Here is a 16,934-nt window from a genome sequence, read left to right as displayed (position 1 = left end):
GGTGGCCTCATGAACAAAACAACCCATCAACCCAATTCATGTCAACCCAATTCATGTCAACCCAAGTCATGGGCAACAAAAAAGCAGCACTCCCATGGGTACTGCTTTAAGACTGAAAGCTTAATCGCGGGTTGAGTTCGACAGAAATAAACCAACCCGTCGATCAATTTGCAATTGAATGGTAGGGATTTTCAACCGTACAGCGAAAGAGGGCTAATCAACTGGTTTTAAAGATCGTTGAGTTGAAACGACTAAAGACAATTCTTGAATCAAGCTTTGAAGCTTTTGGGGCCAAGCTGGGATTGAATCAGAATTTTCCTCAAACCGTTGTCAAGCGATCGGGGCTGAACGGCCGCTCACCCCAAGTTACGATTCCGCCTTCACCAACTTGACGTTCTTCGCCAAGCCCAAGAACTGCAACAGTTGGATCGTCATCCAAGTGGCATCAATTTCCCACCAAGCCAAACCATGGCGAGCGGAGTATTGATGGGCATGGTGGTTGTTGTGCCAGCCTTCGCCATAGGTCAGGAGCGCCACCCACCAGCAGTTGGTGGAGCGATCGCCTGAGTCTTCAAAGGTGCGATAGCCAAACTTGTGGGTGGCGCTGTTCACCAGCCAAGTGCAATGCCACAGGGAAACCATCCGCACGCAGATGCCCCAGAGCACAAACGACCATCCACCCATCAGGTACAGAATGGCGGCGAGGGGAATTTGCAGCAGCAGGAAGTAACGATCGAGGAATTTATAGAAAGGATCGTCGCCGATATCCTTGGTGAAGCGGGGAATTTCGCTTTCGGCGGGCACTTCGTACATCATCCAACCGATGTGGCTCCAGAGGAAACCCTTGGTCGAATCATGATGATCCGGATCCGTGTCCGAATGCAGGTGGTGGTGGCGGTGCAAACCAACCCACCAAATGGGGCCACCTTGGCAGGAGAGCGTTCCACAGAACACGAAGAAGTACTCCAACCACTTGGGAACCTCGAAACTGCGGTGGGTGACGAGGCGATGCCACCCAAGGGTAATTCCGAGGCCGCCCGTCACCCAGTGGAGGAAGATCATCAGGCCAACGGCTGCCCAGCTAAAGTTTTGCGGCAGAAATGCCACGACGGCTGCGATGTGCATCGCCGTCATAAAGATAATTACGCCCCAGTCTGGGCGCAAGTTCTGTGCGGACGTTGCGGCAGTCATTCAATTACCTATGTCATCGATGCGCTAAATCAGCGTATCATTTCCTATTTGAATTTCTTCACAATGGACTGAGCATCCAGTTTGACCGAAATTCAGCGGTGGTGTGGGTTGGCGCTGCGAAATCTAGGAATCGGCAGCAGCCGCAGAGGGGCGGCTTGATCGCGATCGGGGGTTTAGGGAATTTTTGGGATCGCGAAACCTTTCGATCGCGATCGAGCCGGGGATCAACGCCAGTCTAGGTCAGGAATCCCTGAAAACATTGGGGATCAGGGGCGATCGGCCGGCTCAGATTGGTTGTGTTTTGACCTTAATCAGTGCATCCTTGACCCTCAATTTTGGGTTTTTGGTGATCTCGATTGAGCACCGGAGCGGTATTTTGGAAAGCTTGCCTAATTTTGGCAATTTTTTGGGCGCAATTACGAAAATTCAAGCCATTTGGGGTTAGTTCGGTCATGGGGATTCAGATGGATCAGGCCACCAAGGGCGGTGTCAAGGTGGATGCGGCAGCGGTGGTGCAGCAAGCGGTGGAGGAGTTGGGGCCCCGATTCGGGCAAATCGATCGCGCGGTGCAGGTCAAACTGAAGCGTGTGCTGGATGCGTTTCGGGCGGAACGAGTGGGGGCCCACCATTTTGCGGGGGTTTCGGGCTATGGCCACGATGATTTGGGTCGGGACACGCTCGATCGAGTCATGGCCCGGGCCCTCCAGGCCGAAGCTGCGATCGTGCGAGTGCAAATTGTGTCGGGAACCCACGCGATCGCCTGTGCCCTCTTTGGGGTGCTGCGGCCCGGCGATGAGCTGCTGTCCGTGGCCGGCAAACCCTACGACACCCTGGAAGAGGTGATTGGCAAGCGGGGCAGCGGTCAGGGATCCCTGATGGATTTTGGGATCACCTACCGGGAATTGGATTTGACTCCGGCCGGGACGATCGATTGGGAAGCCCTGGCCCAAGCAATCCGTCCAGAAACAAAGATGGTCACGATCCAGCGATCCTGTGGCTATGACTGGCGACCCAGCCTCTCCGTTGCTGACATTGGCCGGATCGTGGCGATCGTGAAGGCCCAGAATCCAAACACGATTTGCTTTGTGGACAACTGCTACGGCGAATTTGTGGAAGACAACGAACCGACCGCCGTGGGCGCAGACCTGATGGCCGGCTCCTTGATCAAAAACCCCGGCGGCACGATCGTCACCGCTGGCGGCTATGTGGCCGGCCGGGCTGATCTTGTGGAGCAAGCGGCCTGTCGGTTAACGGCTCCCGGCATTGGTTCCGAGGGCGGGGCGGCCTTCGACCAACACCGACTGCTCTATCAGGGTTTGTTCTTGGCTCCCCAAATGGTGGGAGAAGCGCTCAAGTGCAATTACCTAGCAGCGCGGGTGTTTGCCAACCTGGGCTATCCGGTGAATCCGGCTCCGGACGCAGCCCAAAGCGACATCATCCAGGCCTTGAAGCTGGGCAGTGCCGAAAAGGTAATTGCCTTTTGCCGGGCAGTGCAACAGGCTTCCCCGATCGATTCCTACGTGGATCCCGTGCCGGCCGTGATGCCCGGTTATGAAGACCAAGTGGTGATGGCTGGGGGCACCTTCATTGAAGGCAGCACCTCAGAGCTGTCGGCCGATGGGCCCTTGCGCGCGCCCTATGTGGCCTATTTCCAAGGGGGAACCCACTGGACCCACGCGGCGATCGCCCTGGAAACGGCCGTGGCGGCGATCGGCCCCGCAGGCAGTGCCCTGGAGTCTTAACCACCAGTGATTTGGCTCAATGGGCGGTTTAATCAGCAGCGCGATCAACTGAACCGCCCAGACAGTCCATGGGAGCATTCCATTCGCACCAAACCCTTGTTTCCAAGAGGTGCGCTAAAATCAAATCAGTCCGGGTATGAGATAGCCCCCTGATGTGGTAAAGGCTCGCAACAACGCCAGCCCCGATCGCCCATCTCCCAGCGGTTTACACCCCTGACAGCCACCCCCGGCATCGAACGGCCCGCCGCTGTCAAGAGACCGTCCGCGCTCTCGCCCGTCCCTGAACCTGCCCTCAAACCCAGTTGTCTAACCCGTTCTGCTGAGAAGCCGCCCGTGAAACCCATTCGATCGCTTGATGATGCCCTAGAACGCTGCCAAACCCTGGGAATGCGCGTCAGTCGCCAGCGCCGCTTCATCTTGGAACTGCTATGGGACGATCAGGAGCACCTATCGGCACGGGAAATTTATGACCGACTGAATCGGCGGGGCAAAGACATTGGCCACACCTCGGTTTACCAAAACCTGGAAGCCTTGGCCCGTAACGGCATTGTGGAATGTATCGATCGGGCTGATGGTCGTCTGTACGGCAACATTAGCGACCCCCACAGCCACATCAACTGCCTAGACAGCGGCCGAATTGTTGACGTGCATGTGACCCTGCCACCGGAGCTGATTGCCCAAATCGAGGCCCAAACGGGGGTCAAGATCGCTGACTATCGGATCGATTTTTACGGCTACGATCAGCAGTCTGCCCAGGCCAGCTAGTGCCAGTTGCCCCATCGATCACCCCTCTACTCCCCCATGTCCACCCACCCGAGGCTGGCCCGCATCACCCTGTTTCCGATCAAGTCCCTGGATGGTGTCGCGGTCGATCGGGTTGCCCTGACGGCGGCTGGATCCTTAGTGGGCGATCGGGAATTTGCCCTGCTCGATACCCAAGGCAAGTTCATTAACGGCAAGCGCAACGCCGCCATTCACCACATTCGATCGACCTTTGACCTAGCCCAACGTCTCGTCACCCTGCGCTTACAAGCAGGCTCTCAAGCCGCCGCCACCTTCCATTTAGATCGCGATCGGGAAGCATTAGCCACCTGGTTCAGCGACTATTTTCAGCAACCGGTCACCATTGCCCAAAACCACGAGGCCGGCTTTCCCGATGATCCGGCCGCTTGGGGCCCCACCTTGATTAGCACAGGGTCGATCGCAACGGTGGCCAGTTGGTTTCCAGACTTGACCGTCGCGGAACTGCGCGATCGGCTGCGAACCAACCTGGAAATTGACGAGGTGGAGCCTTTTTGGGAAGAACAGCTCTACAGCACCGCTGGCAACGGGATCCCGTTTCAAATTGGCGCAGTGCCATTTCTGGGCACGAATCCCTGTCAACGCTGCATTGTCCCCACCCGAAACAGCCAAACCGGCGAACCCACGGCTCAATTTCAAAAAACCTTCATGGCCCAGCGCCAAATCACCCTGCCACCTTGGGCCGAGCGATCGCGTTTTAATCACTTCTACCGATTGGCCATCAATACCCAAGTTCCGGCGATCGACCTCGATTCTGCCTCTACCAACGAAAAATCTAGGATGTTACAAGTGGGAGATCGGTTAACGCTAATGAATTAGCTAATGGGTCAATTCCAATTCATTAGACTTCTTGAATAAATTGACTAGAAGTTCTCATCCTTAGCCCCTCTTCTCAAGAGGAGCTAATCAACGATCATTTTGTAGTAACACAGAAAGTTTAATGTGCTGGATTTTAAAATCACCAAATTCTTAACCAGCAGAGGTTTTAAAATTTGACTACCCAGTATTTTAAGAATGTCGTGCTACTAACTAACACGTTTCGAGATAACTGTGAACTATAAGACGCTTGTCAGGAAAGTACGAAAACTAGCCAATCACTAAATGTCGAAGAACTTTAGAATCAAAAAAAATATTCCATATGAGATTCTCCGCTCCATTGTTTTAATAACGAAACTTTAAAGGAGACTTCTTTAGACACCAGCTTAGGCTGGGGATGATCGTTGGGGACTGGCACCCTCGAACAAAACCAGTCCTGGTTTGAGTAAAAGTCGTCCCAACGCTCGACGTGAGGATTTTCCAGGCATTTTTTAATTTCTGACTCCATCCAATTGGTTGCTGAGGATGAGCTTTCGAGGGCACTCCCCCAGGTAATGAAGCGGAACTGCCTGCCCTGTTGATTGTGATAATCCGCCATAAAGTCGGAAGCAAATAGTCCTCCCAGACTATGGGATAGAACAGTTACTCGCTCATAAGAACCTTCACTGATGACGTTATCAACCACCTGTTTAATCCGTTTGCGGAGCAGTGTCCTGACCGGAGGGCTACCCTCACTCGACTCATTTTTCAGGTAAGTAATGAAGAAATCGGTAAAGTCGATGACTAGATTGATAGAGACAGGCAAAATTGCCAGCAGAGTGCTAATCACTAGCCAGATTTGCCAACCTAAGCCATGTGTTGCCCAACCAATGACGGGATCCAAAAAGGTTTGTAGCCAGGGAATAGACTTAAGTGCTGTTTGATCGGCCAGAGCTGCCAGCACCAGCACCACAATGCCGAAATACCAGAGCAGCACCAGCACCAAAATGATACTGGTTTGAATAAAGAAGACCGGAGATATCTTCATGATCTTCCAGCCTTTGCTAGCCCAGTAGACAATCATGGCAAAACCTCGACATAATTGTTGCCGAATTTCTTTAGCACTCAGGTGATCAACCAAGTCATTCCAGTAGACCTCGTAAATATCCATCGTTTTTTCTCCACCTTCGAGCTGGCAGAGAAAACGCTTGCCCGTTTGCCCCGGAATCTTGACCTCTTCAGGATCAAGCTGAATATTGATGTCTTCAAGTTGGGTTAGCAACCCAGGCTCTAGAAATGTATCAAGGTAATAGTTCTGGCACTTAGCATCAAACCCTGGCACAAAAACAACAGCTTCCTTCATAACCACACGAACCTCAATAGATGGACAAATTGCTTAATCGCTTAACACCTATTTTCTTAAAAAGAAGACACGGGGTTGCAATGACTCTAGAGAATTAAAACCAAGTAGTTTATAGACGGGAAAGACAACAAGAGAATTCAGCTAAAACGATTAGCGTTCCTGATCTCTTGAGAATGGATTTTGTATTTCTTTACTATATGGTCAAAAAATAATTTGAAGTGAGAAAATTAATTATATGTTAGACAACAAGCACGGGAAAAGCTTTCTAGGCAGAGTGTTATTAGGAAGCTATGGTCTAGGCTCGGTATTTTGGATGTTTTTCTGTAACTACGGAATAACAACCCCGTCTAAGGAAATTTTACCGCAACTAGAGTCATGCGAGCATTGCCGGATCCTTAAACTATTCAATTGACAGTCTCTGTTGCGTTTGAGGTAAAAGCTGTAATTAATTAATTCAAGTAAACTTCAGGATCGTGGTTGGGGAATCTTAAAATGAGATTTGGGTTGGAAATCTGAATTGCAATCTCGGACCAAAACAATGAGGTGCTCAACGAGGTGCTCGACCCTAGGCGATCCACAACATCCACAAGACCCGTAAAATCAGCAAGATCATCTCCCAAATTATCCAATTCGTACCCCCGCAACGGCCCTATGGAACATGGTTTGATGTGGCTGCCCCTCCTGGGGCTGTTTATTGGTCTCGCCTATGCCGGTTGGAATGAATACCAACGGCTAGAGGCTTACAAAATTTGGGCAAAAGGGTTCGATCGCGCCAAATACGACATTTACGCCGTCTTGGGCCAAAAGGGTCGTGAATTGGTTTGGGGCATTCCCAACCGCAAGGGGCCGATCGAGGTGCAACGGCTTTCCCTGGAGCAAGTGCAGGGCGTGGTGCTCATGGCCGATGGCCAGGCGATCAACCCCGAGAAATATCCCACTCAAGCCAAGCAGGTGATTTTGGAGCTGGTGCGCAAGGACAGCGGCCCAGCCATGAAAATTCCTTTCACCCAAATTGATATCGCGGCCCAATGGGCGATCGCCCTGGAGCGGGATTTGGGTTAGGGCGATCGCGTCAAACCTAGCCCAACAGACCCAGAGCCGCCTTGGTGCGCGGCCCGGCTACCCCGTCAGGAACTAAGCCAGAGTCCCGTTGGAAGCGCTTGACCGCCGCTTCGGTGATCGGGCCGTAATACCCCGTGACCCGGAAGCGGAAATAGCCCAAGTCTTTCAGCCGCTGTTGCAAACGACTGGTGTTGACGTTGCGACCGCCCACACAGCTATAGCAGGGGCCGGCTCCCGCGCCCCATCCGCCGCTATTGCGAAGATAAGGGGGGCGGTAAACGTAGCTGCTGATGGTTTTGAAGGTGGGGCAAGGGCGAACGGTGATGGGTGGCAGGGGCTTGGTGACGGGGCGATCGGGATTGACGAAGGCGGGGCCGTCGCCCACGCCGCCGCCACCGCCACCACTGCGGAGGGTTTCACCCGCACGCTCAGCGGCTAAGGCCGGGCCGATCGCCGCGCCCAGAATGCTGACGGTCAACAGCAGCGACAAAAAGCGCAACCAACCTTGGGACGACAGCCGCTCCCAGGCGATCGCCCGACTGAGGGCCGCTTCTAGGGACGGGAGTTCCAGGAAATCAGACCGGTAGGCCGCTGCCAAGTGGGGATAGCCAAGACTTTCCATAGATAATTTGCCAAACCTAAGAATCCAAAGAATCCGAACCTAAGCAATCCGAAGCGTCCGCAACCGGGGGCACAGACTCAACTGCAATTAGCATCACTGTTGAATCACTGCCAGCCGCCATAGCCAGAGCCACAGATTCGCACGCAACAGGGATTATAAACAGGCTGCCAACTGGAATCGGTCGCGGGTCGCACCCAGTTTCGGGCCCGGCGCACATGGCGCTTCACGGGCAAATAGGGAGAGCCTCGGCGGCCGGAAACGGGCACGGTGGCCAGGGCATTGACCGTGGTTGCATCCACGTAGCCGGTGGCGGGAATGCGACGCGATCGCTGGAAGGCAACCAGGGCTGTTTGGGTGACTTTGCCAAAATGGCCCGTATTGGTGCGCGATTTTTGGAAGCCCAGGGTGCGCAGCTTGCCTTGGAGGGTGGCCACGCGATCGCTCGTTTCGCCCCCATAGATCGGCGCGGTCAGGGTCCCATAACTTCCTGTGTTGACCTCGGAGTTGGGGCGAGCGCTCGGGGGCAGCACCACCGGAGCCACCGGGCGCGGACGGTTAATCACCGGCTGCCAACCACCCGGCTGATTCCCCCGATCGTTCGTGTTGCCCGTGTCGCCGCGGCCGTCCGATCGCCAAGGATTGCGTGGCTCCACCGTTTCCGCATCAAGCTTGGCTTGGGTTTCCAAATCCAATACGCCGGTTCCTGGCAATCGGTGCTGGGCCTGATAGGTCAACAGGGCGGTGCGGGTGGCTTCGTCAAAGGTTCCAGTCACCAACAGGGGCAGGTTAAAGGTGCTGGCCTGTCGCAGTCGCCATTGCAGAACTTGCACCGAAGGGCCCTGGTCGCCGCGCACCAAGTAGGGGGCGGGCGTTTGGCGGGCGGGCGCACCATTGGCCGCCATCAACATCATGGTGCTGGTGCGATCGAGCACGCCCGTGGGGGTGAGCTTGCCGGTGCGCCGTTGGTAATTGCGCAGGGCAAGTTCCGTGGCGCTGTCAAACTCAGCGGTAATCGGCACTTCCAGCCCGGCCCCCTTGAGCAGTTGCTGAAGATTTTGAACCGCCAAGCCCCGATCGCCAAATCGCAGGCTGTTATAGGCCTGGGCCCCTTCGGCCAGAAGCGGCCAAGACAACACCCCAAGGGCGATCGCCCCCAGAAGCATTCGGCCCGAGGTGATTCGATTGAGCTGCCCCGTGGCCCGATCGGTGACCTGATCAGTTCCCTGATCTTGGTCTTCCAGGTGTTCCGGGGCATCCAGCGCCTCTAACGCCAGGGCATAGTGCAAATAGGCCCAGCTTTCCATAACAAGCCCATCAAAAGTGGATTGAGTTCCTAAACTGAATTCTTGACTCTGACTGGAGTGCTAAACGACTCGAATTTTTTTCATTCAACCGCGATCGATTGAACAGCGATTGGTTGAACGACGATCGGGAATGGGTGAATGTTGGTTGCAGAATCATCCATCCCCGTTGTACTGGAGAACAGACCTCAGACACAAGGTGGGAGCCACCGGGCGATCGGGCATGGGGGTGGGAATCGGGGTGATCTTCTCGTCAGGTGATCTTCGCGTCAGACGCTGATTAACCGTCGAATCTTCAACCAAAGTCCTAGGCGCGATCGAACAAAAGACCTTAGAATTCTGGGCATGGTTCAGGCAAATCCCACAAACAATTCCCCCGCGACCCCGATCGCGCCCCCCACCGGTCACCCCTCCGCCGGGTCGATCCCCCCATGCGCTTGGAGCCGCCCGATCGGCCTTGGTTGGGAACGTCCTTACACCGTCCGCTATGCCAGCAATTTGGACGATGGCCCCTGGCATGGTGCGCCCTTGGGTGGGTTTGGGGCCGGCTCCTTGGGTCGATCGCCCCGGGGTGAATTTAACTTTTGGCACATGGACGGCGGGGAGCATGTGTTTGCCAACCTGCCCGGCTGTCAGTTTGCGGTTTTTGAGCAAGCAGAGGGCGACTTACCCCGAACCTATGCCCTCAGCAGCGAACCACCCGCCGATGGCAGTCTGGGGGATTGGGCTTGGTATCCCGCCTCCACGGCCGAGCGCTCAACGGGCACTTACTCGGCGCTCTACCCGCGCAGTTGGTTCACCTACGAAAACGTGTTGCAGACCCACCTCACCTGCGAACAGTTTTCACCGATTTTGGCGGGCAACTACCAAGAAACCAGCTATCCCGTGGCGGTGTTTGAGTGGACGGCCCACAACCCCACCGATCGCCCCATTACAGTCAGTATTCTGCTCAGTTGGGAAAACACGGTGGGTTGGTTCACCAATGCCCTCAAGAATCCCGAAATTACGGTGCGGGACGACGGCAGCCCCGAGTATGAATATCAACCTCGTTGGGGCGAGAGCGAGGGGAACTTTAACCGCTGGATTGAAGATTTCTCGCGGGTGGGCTGCACGCTCCTGAACTTGGAAGGCTTGATTGATCCGGGCGATCGCCCCCTGGCCGAAGGGATGGGCCAATGGGCCTTGATGACGGTGCAAAACCCGGCGGTGGAGGTGTTTCACCACACCCGCTGGAATCCGGCTGGCGATGGTTCGGATCTGTGGCGCGATTTTTCCCGATCGGGTGACCTGTCCGACGAAAGCGACGATCGGCCCGCCAAGGCCGGTGAACGGATTGGCGCGGCGATCGCCGTTCGCTTCACCCTCCGACCCGGCAAAACTCGCAAAATTCCCTTCATCTTGGCTTGGGACTTTCCCACCACGGAATTCAAGGCCGGCGTGACCTACTATCGGCGCTACACGGACTTTTTCGGGCGCAATGGTCAAGGGGCCTGGTCGATCGCCCGCACCGCCCTGAAGCATTACGATGCCTGGCGCGAAGGGATCATTGCCTGGCAAAAACCCGTGCTCGATCGCCCCGACTGGCCCGATTGGTTCAAAATGGGCCTTCTCAATGAGCTATACGACCTGACGGCCGGGGCCACCGTTTGGAGTGCCGCCGATGAGCGAGATCCCAAGGGCCAGTTCGCCGTGGCCGAATGTCTGGATTACCGCTGGTATGAAAGTTTAGATGTGCGGCTCTATGGTTCCTTTGGGCTGCTGTTGCTGTGGCCCGAGCTGGAAAAGGCCGTGATGCGAGCCTTTGCGCGGGCAATTCCCACGGCCGATGCCACCCCTCGAATCATTGGCTATAACCGGGCGGCGGCGGTTCGGAAGATTGCCGATGCCACCCCCCATGATTTGGGCGCACCGAACGAACATCCCTGGGAAGCCACCAACTACACCAGCTATCAGGATTGCAACCTGTGGAAGGATTTACCCTGCGATTTCGTGTTGCAGGTCTACCGGGACTATCAACTCACGGGGGCCAGCGATCGGCAATTCTTGGTGGACTGCTGGGATTCGGTGGAGCGATCGCTCGCTTACCTAAAAACCTTTGACCAAGACGGCGACGGCATTCCCGAAAACTCCGGCGCACCCGACCAAACCTTTGATGATTGGCGACTGGTGGGCGTGAGTGCCTACTGCGGCGGCCTGTGGATTGCGGCCTTGGAAGCGGCGATCGCGATCGGGCAAGTGCTGCTGGAAGCGGATTTGGATGATTTAACCTATGAATCAGACCGGGCCCGCGCCGCCCTCGATCGCTCCCGCTTGGCGGCCACCCTGGCCACCTACCAAGACTGGCTCACCCAAGCCCGATCGGTTTATCATCTGGCCCTCTGGAACGGGCAATCCTATCGGCTCGACACCGGCAGCGGTTCCGACGTGGTGATGGCGGATCAGCTTTGTGGTCAGTTCTATGCCCGATTGCTGGGGCTGCCGGATGTGGTGGACAGCGCCGCCGTTCGCAGGACGATCGAAACGGTTTATGACTCCTGTTTCGTCAAGTTCAACGCTTTCTGTCGGAGCGATCGGGCCCGGGAACTGGGGTGGAACATTCCCCACGACCTGCCTAACCTGGGGGTGGCCAACGGCGTGTTGCCCGATGGTTCCCCCGAAAACCCGAAGGCCACCCATCCGTTAGAAGTCTGGACAGGAATTAACTTTGGGCTAGCGGCTTTTTGGTTGCAAATGGGCTACCAGCAGGAAGCCATGGAAGTGGCCGCCGCCGTTGTGAACCAAATCTATAGCGGGGGCTTGCAATTCCGAACGCCGGAGGCTATTACGGCTCAAAACACCTTCCGGGCCAGTACCTACCTGCGACCGATGGCCATTTGGGCAATGTATGGCATTCTGACGGAGTTTGCGCCCTTAACGGCCCGTTAGGGAGCAGCAATTGAGGAGCTATGACGGTGCCGATCGGGTCGATCGAATGCAGTAATTCCCACTGCGGTCACGGGAATCCCGCCTCGGCCAAGGTCTGTGCTGCCTGTGGTGCTCCGCTGCTGCATCTATACCTCTACGGGATTGGATCCGACCTGCGGTCGCTGGCTCCCGGCACTTGGCTCGCCAATCGCTACTACTACTTGGGCGATCGGCGCTTTTTGGACGGCAAACCAGGCCAAGTGCCCGAAGTACCTGGGGAGGTGACGCGCCTGCTTCTCAGCTATTTGCGGCTGGTGGAGCATCGGCCCCAAGTGCCCCAAATTTACGGCGTTGTCAAACAGTCGAACTTTAGCCGGGAAGCCATTTTGTTGCTTGAAGGGGCCCCGATCGGCCCCGATGGATCCCTGCTGCCAAAGTTGGTTGACCAATGGGCCAAGGCCACACCCCTGCGCCAACTGAATTGGCTGTGGCAAGTGGCGCGACTCTGGGAACCCTTGCAAGACGCGGGGGTCACGGCCACCCTGTTGGAGCCGGAGCGGTTGCGGGTGGGGAGCGGCTGGGTGCGGTTGCTGGCCCTGAAGGACAATGCGGGGCGATCGCCCAGTTGGGCCGAGTGGGGGCGCTGGTGGGTGCAACGGCTGCGGCCCCATCCGGCCTTGGAATCTTTGGTGTCGCCCCTGTTGCAACAGGTGGCGTTGGGTAATTGCGATCCGCCGACTCTGGTGGCGAATTTGGAGCAGCTCATCACCCAAGTGGCGGCCCAGGATGCGCCCGTGGAGCTGGCCGTGGCCAGCCTGAGTGACCCGGGGCCGAGCCGATCGCGCAATGAAGATGCTTGCTATCCCTTCAGCCAAGATCAGACCCGAGGGCAGCGGTTGGGCTTGGCGATCGTCTGCGATGGGCTAGGGGGCCATGAGGGCGGGGACGTGGCTTCCCGTTGGGCGATCGAACAGCTCACCACCGAGTTAGTGCCCTTTGTGGAAGCCGCCGCCCAAGCCCCCCCAAGTCCTGAGTTGGTGAATGCCACCCTGCTGCGGGCGATCGGGCTGGCCAATGCCGTCATTACCCAGCGCAATGTGCAGGAGGGGCGAGCCGAGCGCCAACGGATGGGCACCACGGTGGTTTTGGCTCTGGTGATCGATCGATGGCTGTACATTGCCCATGTGGGCGATAGCCGCGCTTATCAAATCACGCCCACGGGCTGCCATGCCTTGACCTTGGATGATGACCTGGCTACCCGCGAAACCCGTTTGGGTCTTGGGTTCTATCGAGATTTGTTGCAAATCAGCGCCGCCGGGGCCCTGGTACAGGCCTTGGGCATGGGCAATTCTGAGCAACTTTATCCCAGCGTGCGCCGCCTGGTGCTGGACGAGGATTGCGCGATTGTCCTCTGCTCCGATGGGGTGAGCGATTTTGACCTGATCGAGCGATCGTGGCGTGACCAGTTCCCGGTGCGTTGGGGCCAAGGGGATCCCGGCCAAACCGTGGCCCAAATGATTGCCCTCGCCAATCAGCACAATGGCCACGACAACGCCACCATCAGCCTGGTGCAAATTGGAGCCACGCGCCAGCTCGTGCCGGATCCAGCCCGCCTGCGCCGCCCCGTGATGGTTCCTAGTCCACCGCTCGATCGGGAATTGGAGGTTTCGCCCGCCGCCAACCCCAATAACCCCAATAGTTTTCAAGGGGATGACCTGTTGCCCTCGGTGGTGGCCAAAATGCCTCAAACGGAACTGGTGACTCCTTCGGTGGAACCCTCGCCAATTCCCCCTGAGGGCCGATCGCCCCTGGTTCGATCGCCCTGGGTTGGCCGCTGGTTCAGCCTGTTGGCCCTAGTCATTTTCGGCGGTGGGCTGTTGGCCCTGGTGATCATGCCCCTGGTGCGGCAACTGGTCGATGCCAATGCCCCCAATACCCCGGCTCCTAGCCCCACCCCGATCGCCTCGCCCAGTGGGATCAACACCACACCCAGCCCCGTACCCAGCCCGATGGCTCTGAACGTGGGCGAGGTGCTGCAAATCAAGCCCCAAGCTGCCGCCCTGGGGTTATACGGGCCCGATCGAACCACCCTGGTTGGTTGGTTACCCCCCAACAGCACCATTCAAATTCTGCGCATTTCCTTGCCGATCGCCCCCGTCCCCACAACAGCCGCCCCAACGGCCACCCCGATCACCAGCCCACCAACCGGCGATCGCCCCTCTGGGCCGCCACCGGGACTGACCTGGGTGGAACTCAAAATCTGTACCCTGGGCCGCAGCAATCCCAACGGTTCTCTTGCCAGCGGTGCAACTCTCTGGGCCCGCCAAGCGGACTTGGGCGATCGCGTTGTGGCCGCCGCTCCCCTCCCCTTGCCCAACGGCTGCCAAGCCTCGACAATCACTCCCGATGCTGTCAACAACCCGCCGTGAATTGGTGATAAGTTGAGCGCGGACTTGCGATCGCCTCCCCGGGGACAGCCATGAACAGCACTGAATCTTGGAAATATTTCTTTCTTGCGGACGGGTGGGTTGTTGGGCGCGTTTGGAGCACCGATGGCCCCTGGAGCACCATCGCTTGGCGACGCGGGCCCCGCATTGAACGCACCCACCTCTCCATCACCCAGCAGGACGAAGTGCTCTGGCTGTATCGAGCCGAGTTCAACATCGTCACCATCGAAGTCAAGCCCGAACCGACCACCACGGGCGACGGCAACTTCAATCAGCCGATTGGGCAAGTGCTGCTCACCCGTTTAATCAGCGCCGACCAGGTAATCGAACGGCTGAGCCTGGCCCAAGCCCACTTTCAAACCCAAAAAGCCGGCCAGTTCTAGGGTTTCCCCGATCGCCACGGTCTCGATCCCCAACCGTCAACAACGGCTGGCGCATTCCCCTGCCAATCACCCATTGCCGCCATCACAGGGCGATCGGCCTCCCCGTTTGCTTGCGATCGGTATGTGGACTCTATACACTTTTTTAGATAACTGCCTTAACGGATTCTTTCGAGAAACTGCATCGCGACTTCCATAACAGGCGATCGATTTACTGCACTGCTGTATCACCAACGATTGAGGAGGCCGTAGTCAATGGGACTACCCTGGTATCGAGTGCATACAGTCGTCCTGAATGACCCAGGCCGACTGATTGCCGTACACCTAATGCACACAGCGCTCGTGGCCGGCTGGGCCGGTTCCATGGCGCTGTTTGAGCTATCCAACTTCGATCCGAGCGATCCCGTTCTGAACCCCATGTGGCGGCAAGGCATGTTCGTGCTGCCCTTCATGGCGCGTTTGGGCGTGACCGAATCGTGGGGCGGCTGGAGCGTCACGGGTGAAACTGCCACCAACGTCGGCTTCTGGAGCTTTGAAGGCGTAGCAACTGCCCACATCGTCCTTTCGGGTCTGCTGTTCTTGGCAGCCGTTTGGCACTGGGTGTTCTGGGATTTGGAACTGTTCACCGATCCCCGCACGGGCGAACCCGCCCTCGACTTGCCGAAAATGTTCGGCATCCACCTGTTCTTGTCTGGTCTTCTCTGCTTTGGTTTCGGTGCATTCCACCTCACGGGTCTGTTTGGACCAGGGATGTGGGTGTCTGACCCCTATGGCATCACTGGCCATGTCCAGCCCGTTGCGCCCGAGTGGGGGCCCGATGGCTTTAACCCCTTTAACCCCGGCGGGATTGTGGCCCACCACATCGCTGCGGGGATTGTCGGGATTATTGCCGGTCTGTTCCACCTGAGCGTCCGTCCGCCCGAGCGCCTCTACAAGGCCCTGCGGATGGGGAACATCGAAACCGTGCTGTCGAGCAGTATCGCTGCGGTGTTCTTCTCGGCCTTCGTGGTTGCGGGCACCATGTGGTACGGCAACGCCACCACCCCGATCGAACTGTTTGGCCCCACCCGTTATCAGTGGGATAGCGGCTACTTCCAACAGGAAATCCAACGTCGCGTTCAAACCGATGTGGCGGCTGGCAAGAGCTTGGATGAAGCTTGGTCGGCAATTCCCGAAAAGCTGGCTTTCTATGACTACGTGGGCAATAGCCCCGCCAAGGGCGGTCTGTTCCGCGTCGGCAAGATGAACAGCGGCGACGGCATGGCCAAGAAGTGGCTGGGTCACGCGGTGTTCACCGATGCTGAAGGTCGCGAACTGAACGTGCGCCGTCTGCCGAACTTCTTCGAAACCTTCCCGGTTGTGATGACCGATGCGGATGGTGTGGTGCGTGCGGACATTCCGTTCCGTCGTGCAGAATCGAGGCTGAGTGTTGAGCAAAGCGGTGTCACGGCTAAGGTCTACGGCGGTGCGCTGGGCGGCCAAACCTTCACCAACCCGGCGGATGTGAAGCGGTTGGCTCGCCGTTCGCAGTTGGGCGAACCGTTTGAGTTCGACACCACCGATGCAGATGGCGTGTTCCGCACCAGCCCTCGCGGTTGGTTCACCTTCGCCCATGCTTCGTTTGCGCTGCTGTTCTTCTTTGGTCACATCTGGCACGGTGCTCGGACGCTGTTCCGCGACGTGTTTGCTGGGATTGAAGCTGACCTGGGCGAACAAATCGAGTTTGGTGCGTTCCAAAAACTGGGCGACTTGACCACCCGTAAGGAGTCGGTCTAGGGCTTGGCTTTGGTCACTCTAGCTTTGGGGTGCTAAGGGTCAGACTCTGACTCCTTGGTAGCCCAAAAATTAACGGGAGAGTCTGGGATTCCAGGCTCTCCCGCTGTGTTTTGGGGGTGTTGGGCAGTGGGGCCGATCGCCCTGGGCAGCTTGTCTTCAGTGCCAGCCCCAGGTTTTTTCGAAAGTTCTTTTTCGGAAGTTCCTTTTCAGAAGATTGTTGCAGGTTGTAAATCCTGATTTGACGGGATTTTGGAAACTGAACGTTTTCGACCCTTGCTTGATAGACTGAGGAAAAGTTGTTAGGAAATGAACGATGGAAAGCGTTGCCTACATTTTGATTTTGGCGTTGGCGATCGGGACGTTGTTTTTTGCAATTGCCTTCCGCGAGCCTCCTCGGATTGGCAAGTAGGCAAGGCTTGGCCGCATGGGCTGCGTTGAGCTTGATTGCACGGAGCCTCACGATATTGAGCTTCCCGACATTCGGCTTGGCGGCATTAGCGCCAGGGGCTGTATTAGCCATATCGGCTGTATTGATATTTGGATCGTTGGC

At 56.9% G+C, this 16,934-nt stretch carries 13 protein-coding genes; 9 read left to right on the top strand and 4 right to left on the bottom strand.

The window, feature by feature from the left end; translation table 11 throughout:
• Nucleotides 1-366: 366 nt before the first annotated feature.
• Complete coding sequence (locus ACZA91_RS11135; RefSeq protein ID WP_099533726.1) at nucleotides 367-1,191, bottom strand: acyl-CoA desaturase; 825 nt, start codon at nucleotides 1,189-1,191, stop codon at nucleotides 367-369.
• Between the two features lie 494 nt (nucleotides 1,192-1,685).
• Here ACZA91_RS11135 and ACZA91_RS11130 point away from each other — a divergent pair, with 494 nt between their 5' ends.
• The 3 genes from ACZA91_RS11130 to ACZA91_RS11120 all read left to right on the top strand — a co-directional run bounded on the left by ACZA91_RS11130 (nucleotide 1,686) and on the right by ACZA91_RS11120 (nucleotide 4,553).
• The gene (locus ACZA91_RS11130; RefSeq protein WP_190532403.1) at nucleotides 1,686-2,933 is read left to right on the top strand and encodes a methionine gamma-lyase family protein; all 1,248 of its coding nucleotides are present in this window, start codon (nucleotides 1,686-1,688) and stop codon (nucleotides 2,931-2,933) included.
• Nucleotides 2,934-3,266: 333 nt separating this feature from the next.
• Nucleotides 3,267-3,698, top strand: a complete 432-nt coding sequence (locus tag ACZA91_RS11125; RefSeq protein ID WP_347278305.1) for a Fur family transcriptional regulator — start codon at nucleotides 3,267-3,269, stop codon at nucleotides 3,696-3,698.
• A gap of 36 nt (nucleotides 3,699-3,734) precedes the next feature.
• Complete coding sequence (locus ACZA91_RS11120) at nucleotides 3,735-4,553, top strand: MOSC domain-containing protein (protein WP_463182355.1); 819 nt, start codon at nucleotides 3,735-3,737, stop codon at nucleotides 4,551-4,553.
• Between the two features lie 301 nt (nucleotides 4,554-4,854).
• On the opposite strand, the gene ACZA91_RS11115 is transcribed toward ACZA91_RS11120, so the two are convergent.
• Nucleotides 4,855-5,892, bottom strand: coding sequence for a hypothetical protein (locus ACZA91_RS11115; RefSeq protein WP_463182354.1), 1,038 nt, complete (start codon nucleotides 5,890-5,892; stop codon nucleotides 4,855-4,857).
• Between the two features lie 651 nt (nucleotides 5,893-6,543).
• On the opposite strand from ACZA91_RS11115, the gene ACZA91_RS11110 reads away from it, so the two are divergent.
• On the top strand, nucleotides 6,544-6,954 hold the full coding sequence (locus tag ACZA91_RS11110; RefSeq protein WP_099533734.1) for a hypothetical protein: 411 nt from the start codon (nucleotides 6,544-6,546) through the stop codon (nucleotides 6,952-6,954).
• 16 nt (nucleotides 6,955-6,970) lie between these two features.
• Here the strand turns inward: ACZA91_RS11110 and ACZA91_RS11105 are convergent, their stop codons facing one another.
• The gene (locus tag ACZA91_RS11105) at nucleotides 6,971-7,576 is read right to left on the bottom strand and encodes a peptidoglycan-binding domain-containing protein (RefSeq protein WP_463182353.1); all 606 of its coding nucleotides are present in this window, start codon (nucleotides 7,574-7,576) and stop codon (nucleotides 6,971-6,973) included.
• 104 nt (nucleotides 7,577-7,680) lie between these two features.
• Nucleotides 7,681-8,880 carry a peptidoglycan-binding domain-containing protein gene (locus tag ACZA91_RS11100; protein ID WP_463182352.1) on the bottom strand — a complete coding sequence of 400 codons (1,200 nt, stop codon included), beginning with the start codon at nucleotides 8,878-8,880 and terminating at the stop codon, nucleotides 7,681-7,683.
• A gap of 342 nt (nucleotides 8,881-9,222) precedes the next feature.
• Between ACZA91_RS11100 and ACZA91_RS11095 the strand changes: the two genes are divergently transcribed.
• The 5 genes from ACZA91_RS11095 (at nucleotide 9,223) to ACZA91_RS11075 (ending at nucleotide 16,793) form a co-directional block, all read left to right on the top strand.
• Complete coding sequence (locus tag ACZA91_RS11095; RefSeq protein WP_463182351.1) at nucleotides 9,223-11,802, top strand: GH116 family glycosyl hydrolase; 2,580 nt, start codon at nucleotides 9,223-9,225, stop codon at nucleotides 11,800-11,802.
• A gap of 20 nt (nucleotides 11,803-11,822) precedes the next feature.
• Complete coding sequence (locus ACZA91_RS11090; protein ID WP_463182350.1) at nucleotides 11,823-14,210, top strand: protein phosphatase 2C domain-containing protein; 2,388 nt, start codon at nucleotides 11,823-11,825, stop codon at nucleotides 14,208-14,210.
• Nucleotides 14,211-14,260: 50 nt separating this feature from the next.
• Nucleotides 14,261-14,611 carry a hypothetical protein gene (locus ACZA91_RS11085; protein ID WP_463182349.1) on the top strand — a complete coding sequence of 117 codons (351 nt, stop codon included), beginning with the start codon at nucleotides 14,261-14,263 and terminating at the stop codon, nucleotides 14,609-14,611.
• 252 nt (nucleotides 14,612-14,863) lie between these two features.
• Nucleotides 14,864-16,384, top strand: a complete 1,521-nt coding sequence (psbB, locus tag ACZA91_RS11080; protein WP_190532308.1) for a photosystem II chlorophyll-binding protein CP47 — start codon at nucleotides 14,864-14,866, stop codon at nucleotides 16,382-16,384.
• A 313-nt stretch (nucleotides 16,385-16,697) separates the two neighbouring features.
• Nucleotides 16,698-16,793: a photosystem II reaction center protein T gene (locus ACZA91_RS11075; RefSeq protein ID WP_037216787.1), complete on the top strand. Its 96-nt coding sequence runs from the start codon at nucleotides 16,698-16,700 to the stop codon at nucleotides 16,791-16,793.
• Nucleotides 16,794-16,934 lie beyond the last annotated feature (141 nt).

The sequence above is a fragment of the Limnothrix sp. CMB-01 genome (genome assembly GCF_055193175.1).
The sequence above is the reverse complement of the archived record's forward strand: the minus strand, read 5'-3'. Positions and strand labels throughout refer to the sequence as shown.

Coding starts and splice junctions, on each gene's coding strand:
- ACZA91_RS11135 (WP_099533726.1), bottom strand. CDS start 1,191: ATGACTGCCGCAACGTCCGCACAGAACTTGCGCCCAGACTGGGGCGTA.
- ACZA91_RS11120 (WP_463182355.1), top strand. CDS start 3,735: ATGTCCACCCACCCGAGGCTGGCCCGCATCACCCTGTTTCCGATCAAG.
- ACZA91_RS11115 (WP_463182354.1), bottom strand. CDS start 5,892: ATGAAGGAAGCTGTTGTTTTTGTGCCAGGGTTTGATGCTAAGTGCCAG.
- ACZA91_RS11110 (WP_099533734.1), top strand. CDS start 6,544: ATGGAACATGGTTTGATGTGGCTGCCCCTCCTGGGGCTGTTTATTGGT.
- ACZA91_RS11105 (WP_463182353.1), bottom strand. CDS start 7,576: ATGGAAAGTCTTGGCTATCCCCACTTGGCAGCGGCCTACCGGTCTGAT.
- ACZA91_RS11100 (WP_463182352.1), bottom strand. CDS start 8,880: ATGGAAAGCTGGGCCTATTTGCACTATGCCCTGGCGTTAGAGGCGCTG.
- ACZA91_RS11095 (WP_463182351.1), top strand. CDS start 9,223: ATGGTTCAGGCAAATCCCACAAACAATTCCCCCGCGACCCCGATCGCG.
- ACZA91_RS11090 (WP_463182350.1), top strand. CDS start 11,823: ATGACGGTGCCGATCGGGTCGATCGAATGCAGTAATTCCCACTGCGGT.
- ACZA91_RS11085 (WP_463182349.1), top strand. CDS start 14,261: ATGAACAGCACTGAATCTTGGAAATATTTCTTTCTTGCGGACGGGTGG.
- psbB (WP_190532308.1), top strand. CDS start 14,864: ATGGGACTACCCTGGTATCGAGTGCATACAGTCGTCCTGAATGACCCA.
- ACZA91_RS11075 (WP_037216787.1), top strand. CDS start 16,698: ATGGAAAGCGTTGCCTACATTTTGATTTTGGCGTTGGCGATCGGGACG.